We start from the raw sequence: 17,160 nt of genomic DNA, 5'->3' as shown, positions 1-17,160 counted from the left end.
TGAAGCTGTGATGGCAAAACTGAAGGGAGTGAAAAGGAAGCATGATTACGAAAGAAGATAAAAACAAAGCTCGTCTGAAAAGACATTTGCGCGTTCGTAAGAAAATCCAAGGAACGGCTGAGCGTCCAAGACTCAACGTATTCCGTTCCTCCAAACATATTTATGCTCAATTGATCGATGATGTAGCTGGCGTGACACTTGCATCAGCATCTACTCTTGATAAAGAGCTTAGCGGTGAAATTGGTAACGGCGGCAGCGTAGAAGCTGCTCGTAAAGTTGGAGCATTGATCGCTAAACGCGCTAAAGATAAAGGTTTTGCAAATGTGGTATTTGACCGTGGAGGATACTTGTACCATGGACGGATTCAAGCACTAGCTGATGCTGCTCGTGAAGCAGGTCTTGAATTCTAAGACATTTTCTAAAAGGAGGTTAACGACTTGCGTGTAGATCCGAACACTTTAGAACTGACTGAAAGAGTTGTAAATATTAACCGCGTAGCTAAAGTAGTTAAAGGCGGACGCCGTTTTAGCTTCAGCGCACTAGTAGTTGTCGGTGACGGCAAAGGCTGGGTTGGAGCTGGTATCGGTAAAGCAGGCGAAGTACCTGATGCAATTCGCAAAGGTATTGAAGATGCGAAGAAAAATCTAGTTTATGTTCCGCTTGTAGGAACAACTATTCCTCACCAAGTTATTGGTCACTTCGGTGCTGGCCGTGTTCTTTTAAAACCGGCTTCGGAAGGTACTGGGGTTATCGCTGGAGGTCCGGTTCGTGCGGTTCTCGAACTGGCTGGTGTAGGTGACATCTTGACAAAATCTCTTGGTTCTTCGAACTCCATGAACATGGTAAACGCGACTTTGGAGGGCTTGTCCCGTCTGAAACGCGCTGAAGATGTTGCAAAATTACGTGGAAAATCCGTCGAAGAGCTTTTGGGCTAAGGAGGGAATGTCATGGCAAAATTAGAAATTACCCTCGTACGGAGTTTGATCGGTCGTTCTGAGAAACAACGTACTACCGTCAACACTTTAGGATTGCGTAAATTAAATCAAACTGTGGTTCATAACGACAACCCCGCAATTCGCGGAATGATTAATCAAGTGAGCCATTTGGTTTCTGTTAAAGAAATTGAAGGTTAATTCTTTGTGAATTAACCTAGAATTATTAAGGAGGTGCAACGAACGATGAAGTTACATGAGCTTTCCTCAGCTCCTGGTGCTCGCAAAGAACGCAAACGCGTAGGTCGCGGTACTAGTAGCGGTACAGGTAAAACATCTGGTCGCGGTCATAAAGGACAAAACGCTCGTTCCGGCGGTGGTGTTCGTCCGGGCTTCGAAGGTGGTCAAAACCCACTATATCGTCGCTTGCCGAAACGTGGTTTTGTGAATCCAACTCGTAAAGAGTATGCGATTGTGAACATCGAAGAGCTTAACAGCTTTGCAGCAGACACTGAAGTGACTCCGCAATTCTTGATCGAGAACGGTATCGTGAAAGATGCTAAAAGCGGAATCAAGATTCTTGGTAACGGTGAAATCAATGTTAAATTGACTGTAAAAGCCAATAAGTTCTCACAATCTGCGGTAGAGAAGATCGAGGCTGCCGGCGGTAAAACCGAGGTGATCTAATGTTTAAAACCCTAAGGAATATATGGCGGGTCGAAGACCTTCGAAGTCGTATTCTGTTTACCCTTTTAGTTCTGATTGTATATCGCATTGGATCCTTCGTACCGGTTCCGGGTGTAGATAAAACTGTTTTTGAACAGGTAAACCAACAGGGTAGTGAATTATTTGGTCTTTTGAACACATTCTCGGGCGGAGCGTTGTCTAAGTTTTCAATCTTCGCCCTCGGGATTATGCCGTATATCACTTCGTCCATCATCGTGCAACTTTTATCGATGGACGTTATTCCTAAATTTGCTGAATGGGCAAAACAAGGGGAGCACGGCAAAAAGAAATTGGCTCAGTTCACAAGATACGGAACAGTTATCTTGGGACTGATCCAAGCATTTGCAACATCTATCGGTTTTAATCGTTTGTACGGCGCAAGGATGGTTCCAGATGCTACATTTGTCACTTATCTGATGATCGCGATCATTCTTACTGCAGGAACATCGTTCCTTATGTGGCTTGGTGAGCAAATCACAGAAAAAGGGATCGGCAATGGTATTTCGATTATTATCTTTGCAGGTATTGTAGCGAATATTCCTCAATATATTCGTGATACAGTGCAATCAGAGTTTATTCAAGCTGATCAATTGTTCTTGAATATCGTCAAACTGATCATTATTGCACTTGTTGTAATTTTGATCATTGTCGGAGTTATTTATATTCAACAAGCGATTCGTAAAATTCCAGTACAATACGCAAAACGTGTTGTAGGCAACAAAATGTACGGAGGACAAAATACGCATATTCCGCTGAAAATTAATTCTGCGGGCGTTATTCCAGTCATCTTCGCTGTATCGTTGCTGCAGTTCCCAATTATTATCGCTAGTTTCTGGGCAGGTAAAGGTTGGGCACAATGGATTACGACTCACATGTACTATGATAAGCCGCTCGGTATGGTACTGTATGTTCTGATGATTATCGGATTTACGTACTTCTACACGTTCGTGCAAATGAACCCGACCCAAATGGCGGACAACATGAAGAAAAATGGCGGTTATGTCCCAGGCATTCGTCCTGGTAAGACGACGGCTACGTACTTGACCAAAGTCATGTCTAGATTGACGATGACGGGTGCACTTTTCTTGGCTGTCATTTCGGTATTGCCGGTATTCTTTGGAACAGTAGCAGGTCTTCCTAGATCTGTTAAGATCGGTGGTACATCGCTGCTCATCATTATCGGGGTTGCCCTTGATACGATGAAGCAAATCGAGAGCCAATTGATTAAACGTCATTACAAAGGATTTATCAAAAAATAACAGATAGGTTCCGGTCGAGAGCATATTAGACTCGCCCGGCGCCTACTTTATTGTTTATTGTATTGCGTCAGTCTTAGAGGGAGTGACATAACGTGAACATATTATTCATGGGGCCTCCTGGGGCAGGAAAAGGAACACAAGCAGAAGTCATTGTGAAAGAATTCGGTATTCCTCATATATCTACTGGCGATGCTTTTCGTCTGGCGATTAAACAAGGAACTCCAATTGGCCTTAAGGCTAAAGAATATATGGATCAAGGCCTGCTAGTACCTGATGACGTGACGATCGGCATTGTGGAAGAACGGCTTAAACAGCCTGATTGCGAAAAAGGATTCTTGCTGGACGGATTTCCAAGAACTTTATCGCAAGCAGAAGCGCTGGATAACATCCTAAGTTCCATGAACCGCAAATTAGATCACGTTATTAACCTGAAGGTAGACCGTAATAGATTGCTTGCCCGTTTAACGGGACGCCGTATTTGCAAAAACTGCGGATCAACTTATCATGTAATTTTCAATCCTCCAAAAGAGGATGGAGTTTGTGATAAGTGCGGCGGAGAATTGTATCAACGTTCTGATGATAATGAAGAAAGTGTTGGTACAAGACTCGATGAGTATCTTAACAAAACAGCACCTCTCCTTACATTCTATGAGGGAAAAGGTTTGCTGCGTCAGATCGATGGCGAAATGGAAATTGGTGCGGTTTCACAAGAGATCGTATCCCTACTGCGAGGTTAGATGTAATGATCATTGTTAAGTCCGAAACGGAACTAGGCTTTATGAAGGAAGCAGGGCGAATTGTGGCAGAGACACATCGTCTCCTTAAGGAAGCGATTGAGCCGGGGATCACGACGGGAGAACTCGATCATATCGCCGAGCAGTATATTCGCAGTCAAGGAGCAGTGCCATCTTTTAAAGGTTACAATGGTTTTCCTGCGAGCATTTGCGCTTCAGTTAACGAACAATTGGTTCACGGGTTTCCCGGCAAACGCATATTAAACGAAGGCGACATCTTTACTGCTGACATTGGTGCTCAGTTTAAAGGCTATCACGCTGACTCGGCCTGGACCTATCCTGTAGGAAAAATCTCCGAGGAGGCGCAGCGTTTACTAGATGTCACTGAAGGAGCTCTGATGGCAGGTCTAGCGCTTGTCAAACCAGAAGTGCGTCTGTTTACAATATCTCATGCGATTCAGCGGTACATTGAAGATAGGGGTTTCTCGGTTGTACGGGAATATGTTGGTCATGGAATTGGAACCGAACTTCATGAGGAACCACAAATTCCTAACTACGGTATACCTGATCGCGGACCACGACTTAAGCCAGGTATGGTATTATGTATTGAGCCGATGGTCAATGCCGGAGAACGGTATGTAAAAACGTTGGAAGACAACTGGACAGTTGTTACGGTAGATGGTTCACTGTGTGCTCATTTTGAACATACGGTTGCGGTAACACCAGATGGTATGGAAATTTTCACGAAACTGGATTCGTAGGTGATTGCATTGAACAACAATGTCGGCCCGCAAATCGGTCAAATTGTGAAAATCCTGAAAGGCAGAGATCGCGGACAGGTTGGAGTCATCGTTGCCATCGCTGATGAGAAATTCGTCTATATCGCTGATGGAGATAAACGTAAGTTTGATGCACCAAAGAAGAAGAATCTTCTTCATCTAGAACTGGAACCTGTAATCAGCAGCGAAGTTGTAAACAGTTTAAATGAGAGCGGTCGGGTGACAAACGGAAAACTCCGTTATGCAGTTACGAAGTATCTGCAATCCACCAAAACCAATGCTGAAGAGAAAGGAGACTAACTGTGTCCAAAGAAGATGTCATTGAAGTGGAAGGTACTGTCATTGAACCGTTGCCGAATGCTACGTTCAGAGTAGAACTTGAGAACGGTCATCAAATACTTGCTCATGTTTCCGGAAAGCTGCGGATGCACTTCATCCGTATTCTGACAGGGGACAAAGTGGTCGTACAGTTATCACCTTATGATTTAACTAAAGGTCGTATAACTTACCGCAAATAGTTAATACAGTTTCCGAACAGGAAACCGTGAATGCTTACGAAAAGAGTTTTGCTTCGCAAGACTTTAAGGAGGTAATTAACATGAAGGTAAGACCTTCTGTAAAACCTATTTGCGAAAAATGCAAAGTCATTCGTCGCAAAGGGAATGTAATGGTAATTTGTGAAAATCCTAAACACAAACAAAAACAAGGTTAATAAAGGGGGTGTAGCGTAAAATGGCTCGTATAGCTGGTGTGGATTTACCACGTGATAAACGCGTTGAGATCGCCTTGACTTATATTTTCGGAATCGGTAAAACGACTTCACAGAAAATTTTGAGCGAAACAGGCATTAATAAGGACACTCGTGTTCGTGATCTGACAGAAGATGAAATTAGCAAACTACGTGAAAATATCGACAAGAACGTCAAAGTAGAAGGCGATTTGCGTCGTGAAATTTCCTTGAATATTAAACGTTTGATCGAGATTGGTTCCTACCGTGGTCTTCGTCATCGTCGCGGTCTACCAGTTCGTGGACAACGTACTAAAACGAATGCTCGTACACGTAAAGGCCCTCGTCGTACGGTAGCGAACAAGAAGAAGTAAGGAGGGATAAGAGACAATGGCTAAACCAAAGAAAGTCGTACGTACTAAACGTCGTGACCGTAAAAATATTGAATCTGGTGTGGCACATATCCGCTCCACATTCAACAATACGATCGTTACGATTACCGACCCACACGGAAATGCAATTTCATGGGCTAGCTCCGGTAACCTTGGATTTAAAGGTTCCCGTAAATCAACTCCATTTGCAGCGCAAATGGCAGCTGAAACAGCAGCAAAAGCAGCTATGGAACACGGCATGAAATCCGTTGAAGTTATGGTTAAAGGTCCTGGTGCAGGCCGTGAAGCGGCTATCCGTTCTCTGCAAGCAGCAGGTCTTGAAATTAACTTGATTAAAGACGTAACGCCTATTCCGCACAATGGATGCCGTCCACCAAAACGTCGTCGTGTCTAATGAAGCGTGCCTTAATGTGGTATAAATCCGGCACAACTTGAGAAGAATGGTTGTTTAGGCATACTACATGGTTCGACTTTAAAAGGTAACAGTTTCATATAGAGCGATGTTTTGAAGGAGGGGTATCTCGTGATAGAAATCGAAAAGCCGAAAATTGAGACCGTAGACGTTAACGATGAGGGCACTTATGGGAAATTCGTGGTAGAACCACTTGAGCGCGGATATGGGACAACACTCGGGAATTCACTTCGCCGAATTTTGCTCTCATCTCTTCCAGGTGCAGCAGTCACCTCGGTTCAAATCGATGGTGTTCTGCATGAGTTCGCAACGGTTCCTGGAGTTATGGAAGACGTAACGGAGATCATTCTGAACTTGAAGGCTCTATCGCTTAAAATTCATTCTGATGAGGAGAAAATCCTTGAGATTGATGCTGAGGGCGAAGGAGTTGTAACAGCAGGAGATATTCGTGCGGATAGTGATGTTGAGATTCTGAATCCAGATCTTCACATTGCTACGCTTGAACCGGGTTCTAGACTCCATATGCGCATTTATGCCAATCGAGGTCGCGGTTTTGTACTGGCAGATCGGAACAAACGTGATGATCAACCAATTGGTGTAATTCCCGTGGATTCGATCTATACCCCGATTGCTCGCGTCAATTATGGCGTGGAAAATACGCGGGTTGGTCAAGTGACCAACTATGACAAGCTAACGCTTGAAGTATGGACCGACGGAAGTATTAAACCGGAAGAAGCGGTAAGCCTCGGCGCCAAAATTTTAACCGAGCATTTGATGCTGTTCGTGGGTCTCACGGACGAAGCTAAAGATGCTGAAATTATGGTTGAAAAAGAAGAAGATAAAAAAGAAAAAGTGCTCGAGATGACTATCGAAGAGCTCGATCTTTCTGTCCGTTCCTATAACTGCCTCAAACGTGCCGGTATTAATACGGTGCAGGAGTTAACAACGAAAACGGAAGAAGATATGATGAAAGTCCGTAACCTCGGACGCAAATCTTTGGAAGAAGTTCAAGAGAAGCTCCAAGAGCTTGGACTCGGACTTCGGACAGAAGAATAAACTGCATGATTGTTTCGTGAAGGAGGGAAAAACATGGCATACCAAAAGTTGGGACGTGACTCCAGCGCACGTAAAGCATTGTTTCGTGACCTGGTAACTGACCTATTCTTATACGAGCGTATCGAAACTACAGAAGCGAAAGCTAAAGAGGTTCGTTCTATCGCTGAAAAACTGATCACAACGGCTAAACGTGGAGACCTTCACGCTCGTCGTCAAGTGGCAGCTTATGTTCGCCGTGAATCCGTTGATGGAGAGCAAGATGCAATTCAAAAACTGTTTACAGAATTGGCTGCACGTTACTCTGAGCGTCCAGGTGGATACACTCGTATTCTTAAATTAGGACCTCGTCGTGGTGACTCTGCTCCAATGGTTTATTTGGAACTTGTTGACCGCGCGTAAGTAGGCCGGATGGGGAAAGGGTGGACAGGATCAACTGATTCTGAACAAACCCTTTTTTTCTCTTCATTTCGGAAGCTGCGTTAATAGCAGATTAGAGAAGCTTCGAAGGGAGCTTCTCTTTTATTTGATGACGACCCCCTAAATCCCCCTAAGCATATGTTTTATGGATCAAAGTGGAGGAACAAGCGAATGCGTAATTTATGTATGACGGTCAGTTTTGATGGCACGGCGTATAACGGATTTCAAACGCAGCCTGGCGGCAATACGATTCAGGATCATATTGAGGAGGCGATTCGTCTTCTCACGGGTGAAACAGTGAAGATTCATGGATCTGGGCGTACGGATGCAGGGGTGCATGCGAGAAGTCAGGTGTTTCATTTCCACACTTCTTCGGCTATACCTGTAGAGCGTTGGTGTCTTGCATTAAATGCAAGATTGCCAGACGATATTATCGTAACGAGTGCCCGTGAAGTGCCGTTATCTTTTCATTCAAGGCGCTCTGCAAAGCGTAAGACTTATCGGTATACGATCAATGCCAATCAATTTCCTGATGTATTTCAAAGGCGGTACCAAGTTCACCATCCAGGTAAGCTTGATATACCCGCGATGCAGCAGGGACTTGAGTATCTGATCGGAACGCATGATTACACTTCGTTTGCATCGCGTCATTCAACCAAGACAAGTCATGTGCGCACCATTTATAATGCCCGCATTGAAGTAGATACATCCATGTCACGAGCAGGTACTCGGGATCAGGGAGTGCTTCATACGTACATTACGGGTAATGGATTTTTGCAGCATATGGTACGTATCATTATGGGGACTCTGATTCAAGTGGGTGAAGGGAAACGTTCGCCTGAAGATATGCTGCGTATTTTACAGGCTCAAGACCGTTCTGCTGCAGGTCCAACTGCGGTAAGCCAAGGCTTGATGCTGTGGAGCGTAGAATACGATGAATTAGACGATAAATCATAAATAGCACTTGCGGTTTTATGTGTGATGCTGTAAAATAAAAATTGTGTTTTCTTAACGGCTTTCCCACAGCCCCAGTTAAGAGAGTCATCAATTGAACTTGATTTACTCACGAATTTAACTAACGAACTAAACTTGAAAATGAATATAAATCGAAAGTAGATTTCGAAGCAAATAAGGAGGATCTTTTCATGCGTACCACATATATGGCTAAGCCTAATGAAGTTGAGCGTAAATGGTACATCATCGATGCTGAAGGCAAAACGCTTGGTCGTTTGGCTAGTGAAGCAGCAGCGTTGATTCGCGGTAAACATAAGCCTCAATTTACTCCACACGTTGATTCTGGAGATTTCGTAATTGTCATCAATGCAGATAAAGTTGTATTGACAGGCAAAAAAATGCAAAACAAAAAATACTATCGTCACTCTTTGCATCCAGGTGGTTTGAAAGTAACAGTTGCACAAGACATGGTTAAAAACAAACCTGAGCGTATGATCGAGCTTGCAGTACACGGAATGCTTCCTAAAACTCGTCAGGGTGAAAAAATGAAGCTTCGTTTGAAAGCTTACGCTGGCACTGAGCATCCACATGCTGCACAAAAACCTGAAGTTTACGAACTTCGCGGATAATTAAAAGGGAGGACAGTTTCATGGCACAAGTACAATACTATGGGACAGGTCGTCGTAAACATTCGGTAGCACGTGTTCGCCTTGTACCGGGTGAAGGACGCATTGTCATCAATAAACGTGACATTAATGATTATTTCGGTTTGGAAACTCTTAAACTGATCGTAAAACAACCATTGACATTAACAGACACAATCGGTAAATATGATGTTCTTGTTACAGCTAATGGTGGCGGTATTTCCGGTCAAGCTGGTGCAATTCGCCACGGTATTTCCCGTGCATTGCTTAAAGTAGATCCAGAGTTCCGTTCATCTTTGAAAAAAGCTGGATTCTTGACTCGTGACCCTCGTATGAAAGAACGTAAAAAATACGGTCTTAAAGCGGCTCGTCGCGCACCTCAATTCTCCAAACGTTAATATTTGCATATTATACAAAACCCTTTTCGAATTTCGAAAAGGGTTTTTTGTGTTTAGCTCTGAATCCAAGCATTGACAATAAAGGAAAAACAATTATACTTATCTTAATCATATTGAATTAGTAGGAATTAATATCATTTTGGGGGAATAGATTAATGAATTTACTTGAGAAGGAAGAGCTGATTCGAATCAAAGCTGAAGAGTTAGAACATGCATCTGCTGAGGAAGTTATTCGTTTCGCGGTCAATCAATTTCCTAACATTACATTTGCATGCAGTTTCGGTGCTGAAGATGTAGTGCTTGTAGATATGCTACAGAAAATAAGTCCGTCCACAGACATATTTTATTTGGATACGAATTTTCATTTTCCAGAAACATACCAAACTCGTGATTCACTAGCATCTCACTATAATCTTGAATTCATACAAGTTCTCCCGAAACTAACACCGGCGCAGCAAGCAGAGCAATATGGGGACGAATTGTGGAAAAGTGATCCGAACGCATGCTGTAACCTCCGTAAAGTAGAACCACTTACCCACATCTTATCCCAATATGACGCGTGGATTACTGGAATTAGACGCGATCAAGCGCCGACTAGGGCTAATGCGAAGAAAGTAGAATACGATACGAAGTTCGGCCTTGTTAAATTTAACCCTATTGCCGGCTGGACATCTGAAGATGTGTGGAACTATATTCGTACGAATCATGTCATTTACAATCCGCTCCATGATCAGAACTATCCGAGTATTGGGTGCACCTATTGCACACGTCAAGTGATGCCAGGGGAAGATCCGCGTGCTGGAAGATGGTCTGGTACAGATAAAACCGAATGCGGGCTGCATAAATAATAACGGATCGCCTAAGGAGAGATGAAGATGACTGCGATACTTCCGCACGGGGGTACTTTGATCCAGCGTATAGTACAGGGTGAGGAAAAACACAATCTTTTATTACAAGCCGCTAATCTTAGAAAAATAAAAATCAATAACTGGACGATCTCAGACTTAGATTTAATTGGAGTAGGCGCGTTTTCACCTTTAACAGGGTTTCTGAATGAAGATGATTATAAATCCGTTGTGGATGATATGAGGTTATCTAATGGAACGGTATGGAGTATCCCCATAACACTGGCTGTGGATAAAGAAATTGCAGATCAGTTATCCATAGGGGAACAAGCCTCGCTTGTGGATGAACGTGATGGTGTCGTTTATGCAATTCTTGATGTAGAGAGTGTATACCAAGTGGATCAAGTCTATGAAGCACGGCAAGTATATAAAACGGATGATCCGGCGCATCCGGGTGTTCAGAAGCTATTTGAACGTCCATCTTACTATGTTGGAGGTCCTGTAAAAGTTCTAAACAGACCGAAGCCGGAACGATTTGAACAATTTTATTTCGATCCCGCTGAAACGCGGCGTATTTTTGCCGAGAAGGGCTGGAAATCGGTTGTCGGCTTTCAGACAAGAAATCCTGTCCACAGGGCACATGAATATATCCAGAAGAGTGCGATGGAAATTGTGGATGCATTGTTCTTAAATCCGCTCGTTGGTGAAACGAAGTCTGATGATGTCCCGGCGAGTGTTCGAATGAAGAGCTATTTAACGTTACTTGAGCATTATTATCCACAAGATCGAACATTTCTGGGGGTATTTCCTGCAGCGATGCGTTATGCTGGACCAAGAGAAGCAATTTTCCATGCTATTGTTCGTAAAAATTATGGTTGTACACATTTTATTGTGGGTAGAGATCATGCGGGTGTGGGTGAATATTACGGAACCTATGAAGCACAGCAAATTTTTTCGAATTTTACGGCAGAAGAGTTGGGGATAACGCCATTATTTTTTGAGCACAGCTTCTTCTGTACTAAATGCGGTAACATGGCATCGAGTAAAACTTGTCCACATCAGAGTGAAGATCATTTAACGCTGTCTGGAACGAAAGTGAGAGCACTTCTTCGTGACGGAGTATGCCCGCCTCCGGAATTTACAAGACCGGAAGTGGCGCAAATATTAATTGAGGGTATGAAAGAGCAAGTTACAATATAAACATAAACGTCATATTTGTCCACCTTGTCCCATATAGATGATAAGAGTCTGTATGGGACGAGGTGTTTTTGTATGCGTAAATCGAAGAAGATAATGATCTGGATTCAACTAAGTCACTTGAAGAGAGTGATCACTGGACTGTGTCTGCTTGCACTCTTCATTCTGGTCGTAACATATGAAGTGCCAAGCGCGAAGCCGGCCAATTACTGGAGTCTTCCTCTGGCAGGTAAAGTCATTGCGCTCGATGCTGGACACGGTGGGCCTGATGGGGGAGCAGTGAGCAAGCAAGGGATTATCGAGAAGGATATTAATCTTGCCATTTCACTATACTTGAGAGATTATTTGCAGCAAGCAGGGGCTGTCGTCATAATGACTCGTGAAGGAGATTATGATCTGGCAGACAGTGGGACTAAGGGCTACAGCAAACGGAAAACGCAAGATCTAAAGCAGCGTCTTCGCAATATTGAAGAACAGCAAGCAGAATTGTTTGTCAGCATACATATGAACAGCATTCCTTCGAATCTGTGGAGAGGGGCGCAGACGTTCTATTATCCGAACCATCCTGACAGTAAAGGACTTGCTACCCTTGTACAAAATGAACTTAGACGTAATTTGGAAAATACAGATCGTATTCCGAAAACGGTAAATACCGTTTATCTCTTGCAAGCATTAAAAATCCCTTCGGTACTGGTCGAGGTTGGTTTTCTATCGCATCCGGAAGAGTCGATGCTGCTTGCAGATGAAAAATATCAACGCAAGGTAGCTGCATCCATCTATATGGGAATACTGCGTTATGAGTCCGGAGAAAAAAATGAGAAACCTACAGGAAAAGATAAATAGTCTTTGTTATAATTAGAAGTGTTATAATGTAACAATAGTTAGTAAATAAATCATAGTAATGAACGAAGAAAAGTAGAGGTGCTGTCAGCTATGTTGTCTAGAGAACAAGTGTTGGAAACGCTTCAAACGATTACAGACAGATCTACAGGCAAAAGTTATATTGAAATGCAGCTCATGCGAGATATTATGGTGAAAGAAAATCATGTATCTCTAACAGTGGTTTACTTAGAAGATAGCGACCATCCTCCAGAAGGATTGGAACATCAGATCAGAGAACGTCTAAGCACGATGAATATTTCCGATGTACATATCCGTTTTCGTAAAGCATCAGATTGGGAGCGTGAGAAAGCAGGAACTAAGAGTTCATCCGCTTCTGCCGCAAAACCTAAAGCATCAATCCCTGATAAAGGGCATGCAGCAGGGCTAGAAAATGTTGATATACTGAATGAAAAATCAGGCGTTCACTTTATAGCAGTAGCTAGTGGTAAAGGAGGCGTCGGCAAATCTACGGTTACCGTCAATTTGGCGACCGCTTTAGCAAGAGCAGGCAAACGGGTAGGCATTATTGATGCAGATATTTACGGATTTAGTATTCCCGATATGATGGGGATCGAAGAAGGACCGTCTGTTGAGGATGGTGTAATTCAGCCTGTTGAACGATTTGGCGTTAAAGTGATGTCGATGGGCTTTCTCGTACGTGAGAATGCTCCTGTTGTATGGCGTGGACCAATGCTTGGCAAAATGCTGCGTCAATTTTTCAGTGATGTAAATTGGGGCCAGCTTGATTATATGCTGCTTGATCTTCCTCCAGGTACAGGTGATGTTGCGCTTGATCTGCATCAAATGGTTCCGCACAGCAGCGAAATTATAGTCACGACACCGCACGCAACAGCTGCCTTCGTGGCTGCCAGAGCGGGTTCAATGGCAATACAGACGAAACATGAAATTCTTGGCGTTGTTGAGAACATGGCATACTACGAGTGTTCGAAATGTGGAGAGAAAGATTACATCTTCGGCAGAGGCGGCGGTGGTAAATTAGCTGAAATGCTGCATACCGATTTACTTGCGCAAATTCCACTTGGAGCTCCAGATAACCATGTTGCTGAACCGGATTTCTCACCGTCCGTGTATAAGCCGACTACAAAGATTGGAGCATTATACGACGAAATGGCGGCGAATGTTATTCATAAATGCGAGAAGGACTGACTTTACGTCAGTCCTTCTTTTGGTTTAACTGCCGCCGCTTGAACTGTCGTCACCTTGATCACCTTGATCTTGCCCATCTTGGCCTCCACCTTGACCTCGGCCGCCTTGCCCGCCTTGCGCTCCTTGCCCACCTTGCGCTCCTTGCCCGCCTTTTTGAACTTTTGGCTGTAATTCATCCTGAACAACTGTTTTGAGCAGATTCATAACTTCCAAGCGAAATAGAGGACTTTGCATTGCATCCTGCATAACAGCCATCGATTGTTTTCGGTAATCAGGCGTTTTCGTTAAATTTAAAAACATATTCATCATCTCGGGTGATTTCATCATATCCATGATCGCTTTTTGGTATGTTGGATCTTTAATGAGCTGTTTATGAAGCTCTTTATTTTGCGAGCTGATGGCTTTAGCAAAATCCCCTGCAAATTGTGGATCTGTCATAATTTTTTCAATTTCTTTTTTATATTCGGGTGACGTGATTGTGTTTTTGACTGCAACTCGTACTTCATCCGTTGCTTGACCGGAGAGCATTTGCATTCTAACTCCTCCGCCAGAACCGCCGCCCGACTGACCGCCGCTTAAAGCTTCTTCAATTGCTTTTCGGCCATCATCACTTTTGAGTATATCGACAACCATCGATTTCATTTCTTTATATCCGCCTGTTGAAGATGACGAACTCGGTTCAGAACTGCATCCGGATAGAGTTATTATAAGAATGCTGGCAGTACAGAACGTACGGAGAATCATTGCCTTCATACTGCTTATCCTCCTTCTTCCGATTTACTGCTTGTAGTATGTGAACGTCAATTGTGAATTATGTTGTGAAAGCATGGTTTTTTATTGTGAACGTTGGTAAAATAAAGTGTCGTATGAGGGTGGAGGAGGAGAAAAATTGAATCTTAAGAGATGGTTCTATTTATTTTGGACAACCTTACTTGTTGGCGCCGTTGCTTCCTTAATCACGGGTGTCATTCTTAAATGGACAGAGCAGGGTACACAGCTGAAAGGGTTTGCTGATGTGATCATGTTAGGTGTCCTTCTTCTTGGATCAGGCATAATGGTAAGCATTTATTCTCAAATGGGCTTTTTCGCATATTTAATGATGAACTACATGGCTGTCGGTGTCTTTTCGAAAAGAGTATGGCAGTACATACAGTTAGGACTTGCGGCTTTAGCACTGCTGGAGCTTATGTTCTTTAGAATATTTGTAGGCGGACAAACAGATCGGTTATCTGACATTGTACTCGGCATCGTTATTTTGCTCACAGCGGTCATCGTAGCTTATTATAAAGTGAAAGGGACGAATGCCAGCGCGTTTATTCCGACCTTGTTCTTTATGATCACGGGTACCATTGTTGAAGTCATTGGTGTGCTTAGCATAGGCGTCAATAATGCAACTGTATTTATTGTCATTCCGCTCCTCGCATGTAATGCATACCAAATATTACTTTTGCATCGTATATTACAACAAAAGAGCTAACAGAGTTAGCTCTTTTTTGCTAAACGATATGGACTTACATACCGGCTGCTGTTTCTAACTTCTCCATTAACCAAGCTTGGTCGTGCACTTCATTGCTTTTTAGTTCTGTTTGGTTAAGGAGCTCCGATACAGTTACAAACTCATATCCTTTCGCACGCAGTTGGTCAATGATGGCTGGAAGTGCATCCGCAGTTTGTTTAGCTGAATCGCTGGCGTGAAGGAGCACGATATCGCCAGGATGAGCCTTATCCACGACACGATTAACAATTTTATCAACACCTGGATTTTCCCAATCACGGGAATCAGTATCCCATTGAATCACTTTGTAATTTAGACGATTAGCAATATCGAGTACTCGTTTATCAAAATCTCCGTTTGGAAATCTTATAAGCTTAGGTTGTTCACCAGTGACATCACTAAGAATACTATGCGCTGTAATAATCTGAGCCCGGATATCTTCATCGGCTAAACTGCTGTAATTTGTAAACTTATGCCCATGGCTGCCGATTTCAAATCCGTATTCTTGAATGGATTTAACAATATCGGGATGGGTTTTCGTCCAAGGCGAGGATAGGAAGAACGTTGCTTTCTGCACATTTTTTTCTTTTAACACATTTAATATAGGCTTTGCGCGTTTGTCTCCCCAGCTGATATCGAAAGTGAGTGCAATGACTTTCTTCTCGGTAGGAACACTGTAGACAGCAGACGGAGAATCTTCAGAAAATACAGTGACATTGTCACTCTCCACATAGATGACGCCAATGGCAAATATAGCAGCAGCAAGTATGAAAAATAACCGTTTAATCTTTCGACCGTTCACAACATAAAAATATTGATTCATGTGAAAAAGTGCTCCTCTCGTTATCAGAATTGCTTGTTTACTACAATTTATGCTCGTACATTTTACTTATTACATTTACAGGAGGATTTTGTATGTATCGCTTTAGCGGGTTTGTAAGAGATTTGCTTCAAATGAAACGAGTGTTATTTATTTCTACAGCTGTCTTTATACTAGGAATTTATTTGGGGACAGTAGGGTCTGATGCACTTCATCATTTTTTAACGAGTCAAATTAGTGGATTATCTGAAATAAGCAAGCAGCTTGAAAAGAGCAGACATCAAGAGCTTAGTTTTTTCTTATTTATATTTTTTAACAACGCAATTAAAGGGGTGCTGATCATTTTTCTTGGCGCGTTGTTCGGAATACTTCCGCTCTTTTTTCTATTGGTGAATGGAATGGTTATTGGGTTCGTTGTAAAAATGACTGTCGACGGGGGAGCGGATTTGTCTGATTTGATCATCAAGGGGTTACTTCCGCATGGCATTATTGAAATACCTACAATACTGATTGCATGCGCATATGGACTTCAGCTTGGCGGTCTCGTGTTTCGAAGCATGGGGAGTTTATTTCAATCGGAGAAGCGGGCTTTAATCGGTTCAGAGTGGGGACAATTTATGATGAGAGCGGGTAGGGCGTCCATTTGGATTGTCGTGCTCATGTGTATTGCTGCGATTATTGAGAGTACCCTTACTTATCATTTGTTGCGATAATAAAAATTCTAACATCAATCATAATTTTCCATAAATGTGAGCATAACAGTAACACGGCATCCATCCGTACTTATTGATATGGTCCATTTAAGGAGGATAATGATCATGCTTGGTATGCTATTTAACGACAAAGAATGTAAAGAACTGAACTATATGCTGCGAAAAGAAATGGACGAGATGCTTCTTGATTTAATGGATCATCGGTTAGATCAGCAAATCCGCATTGCTATAGAGAATCGTTACAGAACCGTATTCCGGATGTATGCGCGATTTGCTACACCTAAAGAGCTGTCGAAGTACGCTCGTAACAGTCGAACACAACAATTGAATAAATTTTAAAAAAGTGTTGACTCACTAAACGTGTTCATGATATATTATTTTTCGTTCCTCTTTTGTAGGAATGTCTAGAAAACGTTGAGAACATTGAGTTTCATAAAAAACTTAAAAAAAGTTCTTGACGAAAAGATAGACGATATGATATATTATAAGAGTCGCCGCTGAAACATGGCGAAGACAAAAAAGTGAGTTTGATCTTTGAAAACTGAACAACGAGTGAGTGAATTTCACTTCGGTGAAATTCAAAAATAGAGAACGACATGTTCTCGTCAGTT

At 42.7% G+C, this 17,160-nt stretch carries 26 protein-coding genes; 24 read left to right on the top strand and 2 right to left on the bottom strand.

The genetic code is table 11. The annotated features are described in order from the left end of the window. The first annotated feature begins 41 nt into the window (after nucleotides 1-41). The 21 genes from rplR to J2Z20_RS15995 all read left to right on the top strand — a co-directional run bounded on the left by rplR (nucleotide 42) and on the right by J2Z20_RS15995 (nucleotide 13,521). Complete coding sequence (rplR, locus tag J2Z20_RS16095; protein WP_209852736.1) at nucleotides 42-410, top strand: 50S ribosomal protein L18; 369 nt, start codon at nucleotides 42-44, stop codon at nucleotides 408-410. Nucleotides 411-437: 27 nt separating this feature from the next. Further along, on the top strand, nucleotides 438-935 hold the full coding sequence (gene rpsE / locus J2Z20_RS16090; protein ID WP_209852733.1) for a 30S ribosomal protein S5: 498 nt from the start codon (nucleotides 438-440) through the stop codon (nucleotides 933-935). 12 nt (nucleotides 936-947) lie between these two features. Beyond that, on the top strand, nucleotides 948-1,133 hold the full coding sequence (gene rpmD / locus J2Z20_RS16085) for a 50S ribosomal protein L30 (RefSeq protein ID WP_209852730.1): 186 nt from the start codon (nucleotides 948-950) through the stop codon (nucleotides 1,131-1,133). 45 nt (nucleotides 1,134-1,178) lie between these two features. After that, nucleotides 1,179-1,619 (top strand): 50S ribosomal protein L15, encoded by a 441-nt coding sequence (gene rplO / locus J2Z20_RS16080; RefSeq protein ID WP_209852727.1) that lies wholly within the window; start codon nucleotides 1,179-1,181, stop codon nucleotides 1,617-1,619. Then, nucleotides 1,619-2,917, top strand: coding sequence for a preprotein translocase subunit SecY (secY, locus tag J2Z20_RS16075; RefSeq protein ID WP_209852723.1), 1,299 nt, complete (start codon nucleotides 1,619-1,621; stop codon nucleotides 2,915-2,917). Before rplO ends, secY begins: the two co-directional genes overlap by 1 nt. Nucleotides 2,918-3,009: 92 nt before the next feature. Continuing rightward, nucleotides 3,010-3,654 (top strand): adenylate kinase, encoded by a 645-nt coding sequence (locus J2Z20_RS16070; RefSeq protein WP_209852721.1) that lies wholly within the window; start codon nucleotides 3,010-3,012, stop codon nucleotides 3,652-3,654. A gap of 5 nt (nucleotides 3,655-3,659) precedes the next feature. Further along, complete coding sequence (map, locus tag J2Z20_RS16065) at nucleotides 3,660-4,412, top strand: type I methionyl aminopeptidase (RefSeq protein ID WP_209852719.1); 753 nt, start codon at nucleotides 3,660-3,662, stop codon at nucleotides 4,410-4,412. A 9-nt stretch (nucleotides 4,413-4,421) separates the two neighbouring features. Beyond that, nucleotides 4,422-4,730, top strand: coding sequence for a KOW domain-containing RNA-binding protein (locus J2Z20_RS16060; protein WP_209852717.1), 309 nt, complete (start codon nucleotides 4,422-4,424; stop codon nucleotides 4,728-4,730). A gap of 2 nt (nucleotides 4,731-4,732) precedes the next feature. Beyond that, nucleotides 4,733-4,948, top strand: a complete 216-nt coding sequence (gene infA / locus J2Z20_RS16055) for a translation initiation factor IF-1 (protein WP_209852715.1) — start codon at nucleotides 4,733-4,735, stop codon at nucleotides 4,946-4,948. An 80-nt stretch (nucleotides 4,949-5,028) separates the two neighbouring features. Further along, complete coding sequence (gene rpmJ, locus J2Z20_RS16050; RefSeq protein ID WP_003333770.1) at nucleotides 5,029-5,142, top strand: 50S ribosomal protein L36; 114 nt, start codon at nucleotides 5,029-5,031, stop codon at nucleotides 5,140-5,142. A gap of 20 nt (nucleotides 5,143-5,162) precedes the next feature. Beyond that, nucleotides 5,163-5,531, top strand: coding sequence for a 30S ribosomal protein S13 (gene rpsM / locus J2Z20_RS16045; RefSeq protein ID WP_209852712.1), 369 nt, complete (start codon nucleotides 5,163-5,165; stop codon nucleotides 5,529-5,531). A gap of 16 nt (nucleotides 5,532-5,547) precedes the next feature. Then, complete coding sequence (gene rpsK / locus J2Z20_RS16040; protein ID WP_209852710.1) at nucleotides 5,548-5,943, top strand: 30S ribosomal protein S11; 396 nt, start codon at nucleotides 5,548-5,550, stop codon at nucleotides 5,941-5,943. Nucleotides 5,944-6,072: 129 nt separating this feature from the next. Beyond that, on the top strand, nucleotides 6,073-7,017 hold the full coding sequence (locus J2Z20_RS16035) for a DNA-directed RNA polymerase subunit alpha (protein ID WP_209852707.1): 945 nt from the start codon (nucleotides 6,073-6,075) through the stop codon (nucleotides 7,015-7,017). 33 nt (nucleotides 7,018-7,050) lie between these two features. Continuing rightward, nucleotides 7,051-7,416, top strand: coding sequence for a 50S ribosomal protein L17 (rplQ, locus tag J2Z20_RS16030; RefSeq protein WP_209852703.1), 366 nt, complete (start codon nucleotides 7,051-7,053; stop codon nucleotides 7,414-7,416). Between the two features lie 189 nt (nucleotides 7,417-7,605). Further along, nucleotides 7,606-8,391 (top strand): tRNA pseudouridine(38-40) synthase TruA, encoded by a 786-nt coding sequence (gene truA, locus J2Z20_RS16025; RefSeq protein WP_209852699.1) that lies wholly within the window; start codon nucleotides 7,606-7,608, stop codon nucleotides 8,389-8,391. Nucleotides 8,392-8,579: 188 nt separating this feature from the next. Next, entirely contained in the window at nucleotides 8,580-9,017 is a 438-nt protein-coding gene (gene rplM, locus J2Z20_RS16020; RefSeq protein ID WP_209852697.1) for a 50S ribosomal protein L13, read from the top strand. A 20-nt stretch (nucleotides 9,018-9,037) separates the two neighbouring features. Then, the gene (gene rpsI, locus J2Z20_RS16015) at nucleotides 9,038-9,430 is read left to right on the top strand and encodes a 30S ribosomal protein S9 (protein ID WP_209852695.1); all 393 of its coding nucleotides are present in this window, start codon (nucleotides 9,038-9,040) and stop codon (nucleotides 9,428-9,430) included. Nucleotides 9,431-9,585: 155 nt separating this feature from the next. Beyond that, a complete protein-coding gene (locus tag J2Z20_RS16010) occupies nucleotides 9,586-10,278 on the top strand; it encodes a phosphoadenylyl-sulfate reductase (protein WP_209852693.1) in 693 nt (230 codons plus the stop codon). Between the two features lie 27 nt (nucleotides 10,279-10,305). Then, nucleotides 10,306-11,475, top strand: a complete 1,170-nt coding sequence (gene sat / locus J2Z20_RS16005) for a sulfate adenylyltransferase (protein ID WP_209852691.1) — start codon at nucleotides 10,306-10,308, stop codon at nucleotides 11,473-11,475. Nucleotides 11,476-11,547: 72 nt separating this feature from the next. After that, the gene (cwlD, locus tag J2Z20_RS16000; RefSeq protein WP_209852689.1) at nucleotides 11,548-12,315 is read left to right on the top strand and encodes an N-acetylmuramoyl-L-alanine amidase CwlD; all 768 of its coding nucleotides are present in this window, start codon (nucleotides 11,548-11,550) and stop codon (nucleotides 12,313-12,315) included. Between the two features lie 90 nt (nucleotides 12,316-12,405). Continuing rightward, nucleotides 12,406-13,521, top strand: a complete 1,116-nt coding sequence (locus J2Z20_RS15995; protein WP_209852686.1) for an Mrp/NBP35 family ATP-binding protein — start codon at nucleotides 12,406-12,408, stop codon at nucleotides 13,519-13,521. A gap of 24 nt (nucleotides 13,522-13,545) precedes the next feature. Here J2Z20_RS15995 and gerD read toward each other — a convergent pair whose 3' ends face one another. Continuing rightward, on the bottom strand, nucleotides 13,546-14,274 hold the full coding sequence (gene gerD / locus J2Z20_RS15990) for a spore germination lipoprotein GerD (protein WP_245252479.1): 729 nt from the start codon (nucleotides 14,272-14,274) through the stop codon (nucleotides 13,546-13,548). 136 nt (nucleotides 14,275-14,410) lie between these two features. On the opposite strand from gerD, the gene J2Z20_RS15985 reads away from it, so the two are divergent. Then, a complete protein-coding gene (locus J2Z20_RS15985; RefSeq protein ID WP_209852683.1) occupies nucleotides 14,411-14,998 on the top strand; it encodes a KinB-signaling pathway activation protein in 588 nt (195 codons plus the stop codon). A gap of 34 nt (nucleotides 14,999-15,032) precedes the next feature. On the opposite strand, the gene pdaB is transcribed toward J2Z20_RS15985, so the two are convergent. Next, nucleotides 15,033-15,839: a polysaccharide deacetylase family sporulation protein PdaB gene (gene pdaB, locus J2Z20_RS15980; RefSeq protein WP_209852680.1), complete on the bottom strand. Its 807-nt coding sequence runs from the start codon at nucleotides 15,837-15,839 to the stop codon at nucleotides 15,033-15,035. A 92-nt stretch (nucleotides 15,840-15,931) separates the two neighbouring features. Between pdaB and J2Z20_RS15975 the strand changes: the two genes are divergently transcribed. Next, complete coding sequence (locus J2Z20_RS15975; protein WP_209852677.1) at nucleotides 15,932-16,549, top strand: stage II sporulation protein M; 618 nt, start codon at nucleotides 15,932-15,934, stop codon at nucleotides 16,547-16,549. A 105-nt stretch (nucleotides 16,550-16,654) separates the two neighbouring features. Then, complete coding sequence (locus J2Z20_RS15970; protein WP_209852674.1) at nucleotides 16,655-16,888, top strand: hypothetical protein; 234 nt, start codon at nucleotides 16,655-16,657, stop codon at nucleotides 16,886-16,888. Nucleotides 16,889-17,160: the final 272 nt, after the last annotated feature.

The organism is Paenibacillus sediminis (assembly GCF_017873765.1).
Taxonomy (GTDB): Bacteria; Bacillota; Bacilli; order Paenibacillales; family Paenibacillaceae; genus Paenibacillus_AG; species Paenibacillus_AG sediminis.
Note: the sequence above shows the minus strand (reverse complement) of the source record. Positions and strands in the feature narration are given on the sequence as shown.

What these genes read in the sequence shown, in the direction of transcription:
- rplR (WP_209852736.1), top strand. Translation starts at nt 42, where the DNA reads ATGATTACGAAAGAAGATAAAAACAAAGCTCGTCTGAAAAGACATTTG.
- rpmD (WP_209852730.1), top strand. Translation starts at nt 948, where the DNA reads ATGGCAAAATTAGAAATTACCCTCGTACGGAGTTTGATCGGTCGTTCT.
- rplO (WP_209852727.1), top strand. Translation starts at nt 1,179, where the DNA reads ATGAAGTTACATGAGCTTTCCTCAGCTCCTGGTGCTCGCAAAGAACGC.
- secY (WP_209852723.1), top strand. Translation starts at nt 1,619, where the DNA reads ATGTTTAAAACCCTAAGGAATATATGGCGGGTCGAAGACCTTCGAAGT.
- map (WP_209852719.1), top strand. Translation starts at nt 3,660, where the DNA reads ATGATCATTGTTAAGTCCGAAACGGAACTAGGCTTTATGAAGGAAGCA.
- rpmJ (WP_003333770.1), top strand. Translation starts at nt 5,029, where the DNA reads ATGAAGGTAAGACCTTCTGTAAAACCTATTTGCGAAAAATGCAAAGTC.
- rpsM (WP_209852712.1), top strand. Translation starts at nt 5,163, where the DNA reads ATGGCTCGTATAGCTGGTGTGGATTTACCACGTGATAAACGCGTTGAG.
- rpsK (WP_209852710.1), top strand. Translation starts at nt 5,548, where the DNA reads ATGGCTAAACCAAAGAAAGTCGTACGTACTAAACGTCGTGACCGTAAA.
- rplQ (WP_209852703.1), top strand. Translation starts at nt 7,051, where the DNA reads ATGGCATACCAAAAGTTGGGACGTGACTCCAGCGCACGTAAAGCATTG.
- truA (WP_209852699.1), top strand. Translation starts at nt 7,606, where the DNA reads ATGCGTAATTTATGTATGACGGTCAGTTTTGATGGCACGGCGTATAAC.
- rplM (WP_209852697.1), top strand. Translation starts at nt 8,580, where the DNA reads ATGCGTACCACATATATGGCTAAGCCTAATGAAGTTGAGCGTAAATGG.
- rpsI (WP_209852695.1), top strand. Translation starts at nt 9,038, where the DNA reads ATGGCACAAGTACAATACTATGGGACAGGTCGTCGTAAACATTCGGTA.
- J2Z20_RS16010 (WP_209852693.1), top strand. Translation starts at nt 9,586, where the DNA reads ATGAATTTACTTGAGAAGGAAGAGCTGATTCGAATCAAAGCTGAAGAG.
- sat (WP_209852691.1), top strand. Translation starts at nt 10,306, where the DNA reads ATGACTGCGATACTTCCGCACGGGGGTACTTTGATCCAGCGTATAGTA.
- cwlD (WP_209852689.1), top strand. Translation starts at nt 11,548, where the DNA reads ATGCGTAAATCGAAGAAGATAATGATCTGGATTCAACTAAGTCACTTG.
- J2Z20_RS15995 (WP_209852686.1), top strand. Translation starts at nt 12,406, where the DNA reads ATGTTGTCTAGAGAACAAGTGTTGGAAACGCTTCAAACGATTACAGAC.
- gerD (WP_245252479.1), bottom strand. Translation starts at nt 14,274, where the DNA reads ATGAAGGCAATGATTCTCCGTACGTTCTGTACTGCCAGCATTCTTATA.
- pdaB (WP_209852680.1), bottom strand. Translation starts at nt 15,839, where the DNA reads ATGAATCAATATTTTTATGTTGTGAACGGTCGAAAGATTAAACGGTTA.
- J2Z20_RS15975 (WP_209852677.1), top strand. Translation starts at nt 15,932, where the DNA reads ATGTATCGCTTTAGCGGGTTTGTAAGAGATTTGCTTCAAATGAAACGA.
- J2Z20_RS15970 (WP_209852674.1), top strand. Translation starts at nt 16,655, where the DNA reads ATGCTTGGTATGCTATTTAACGACAAAGAATGTAAAGAACTGAACTAT.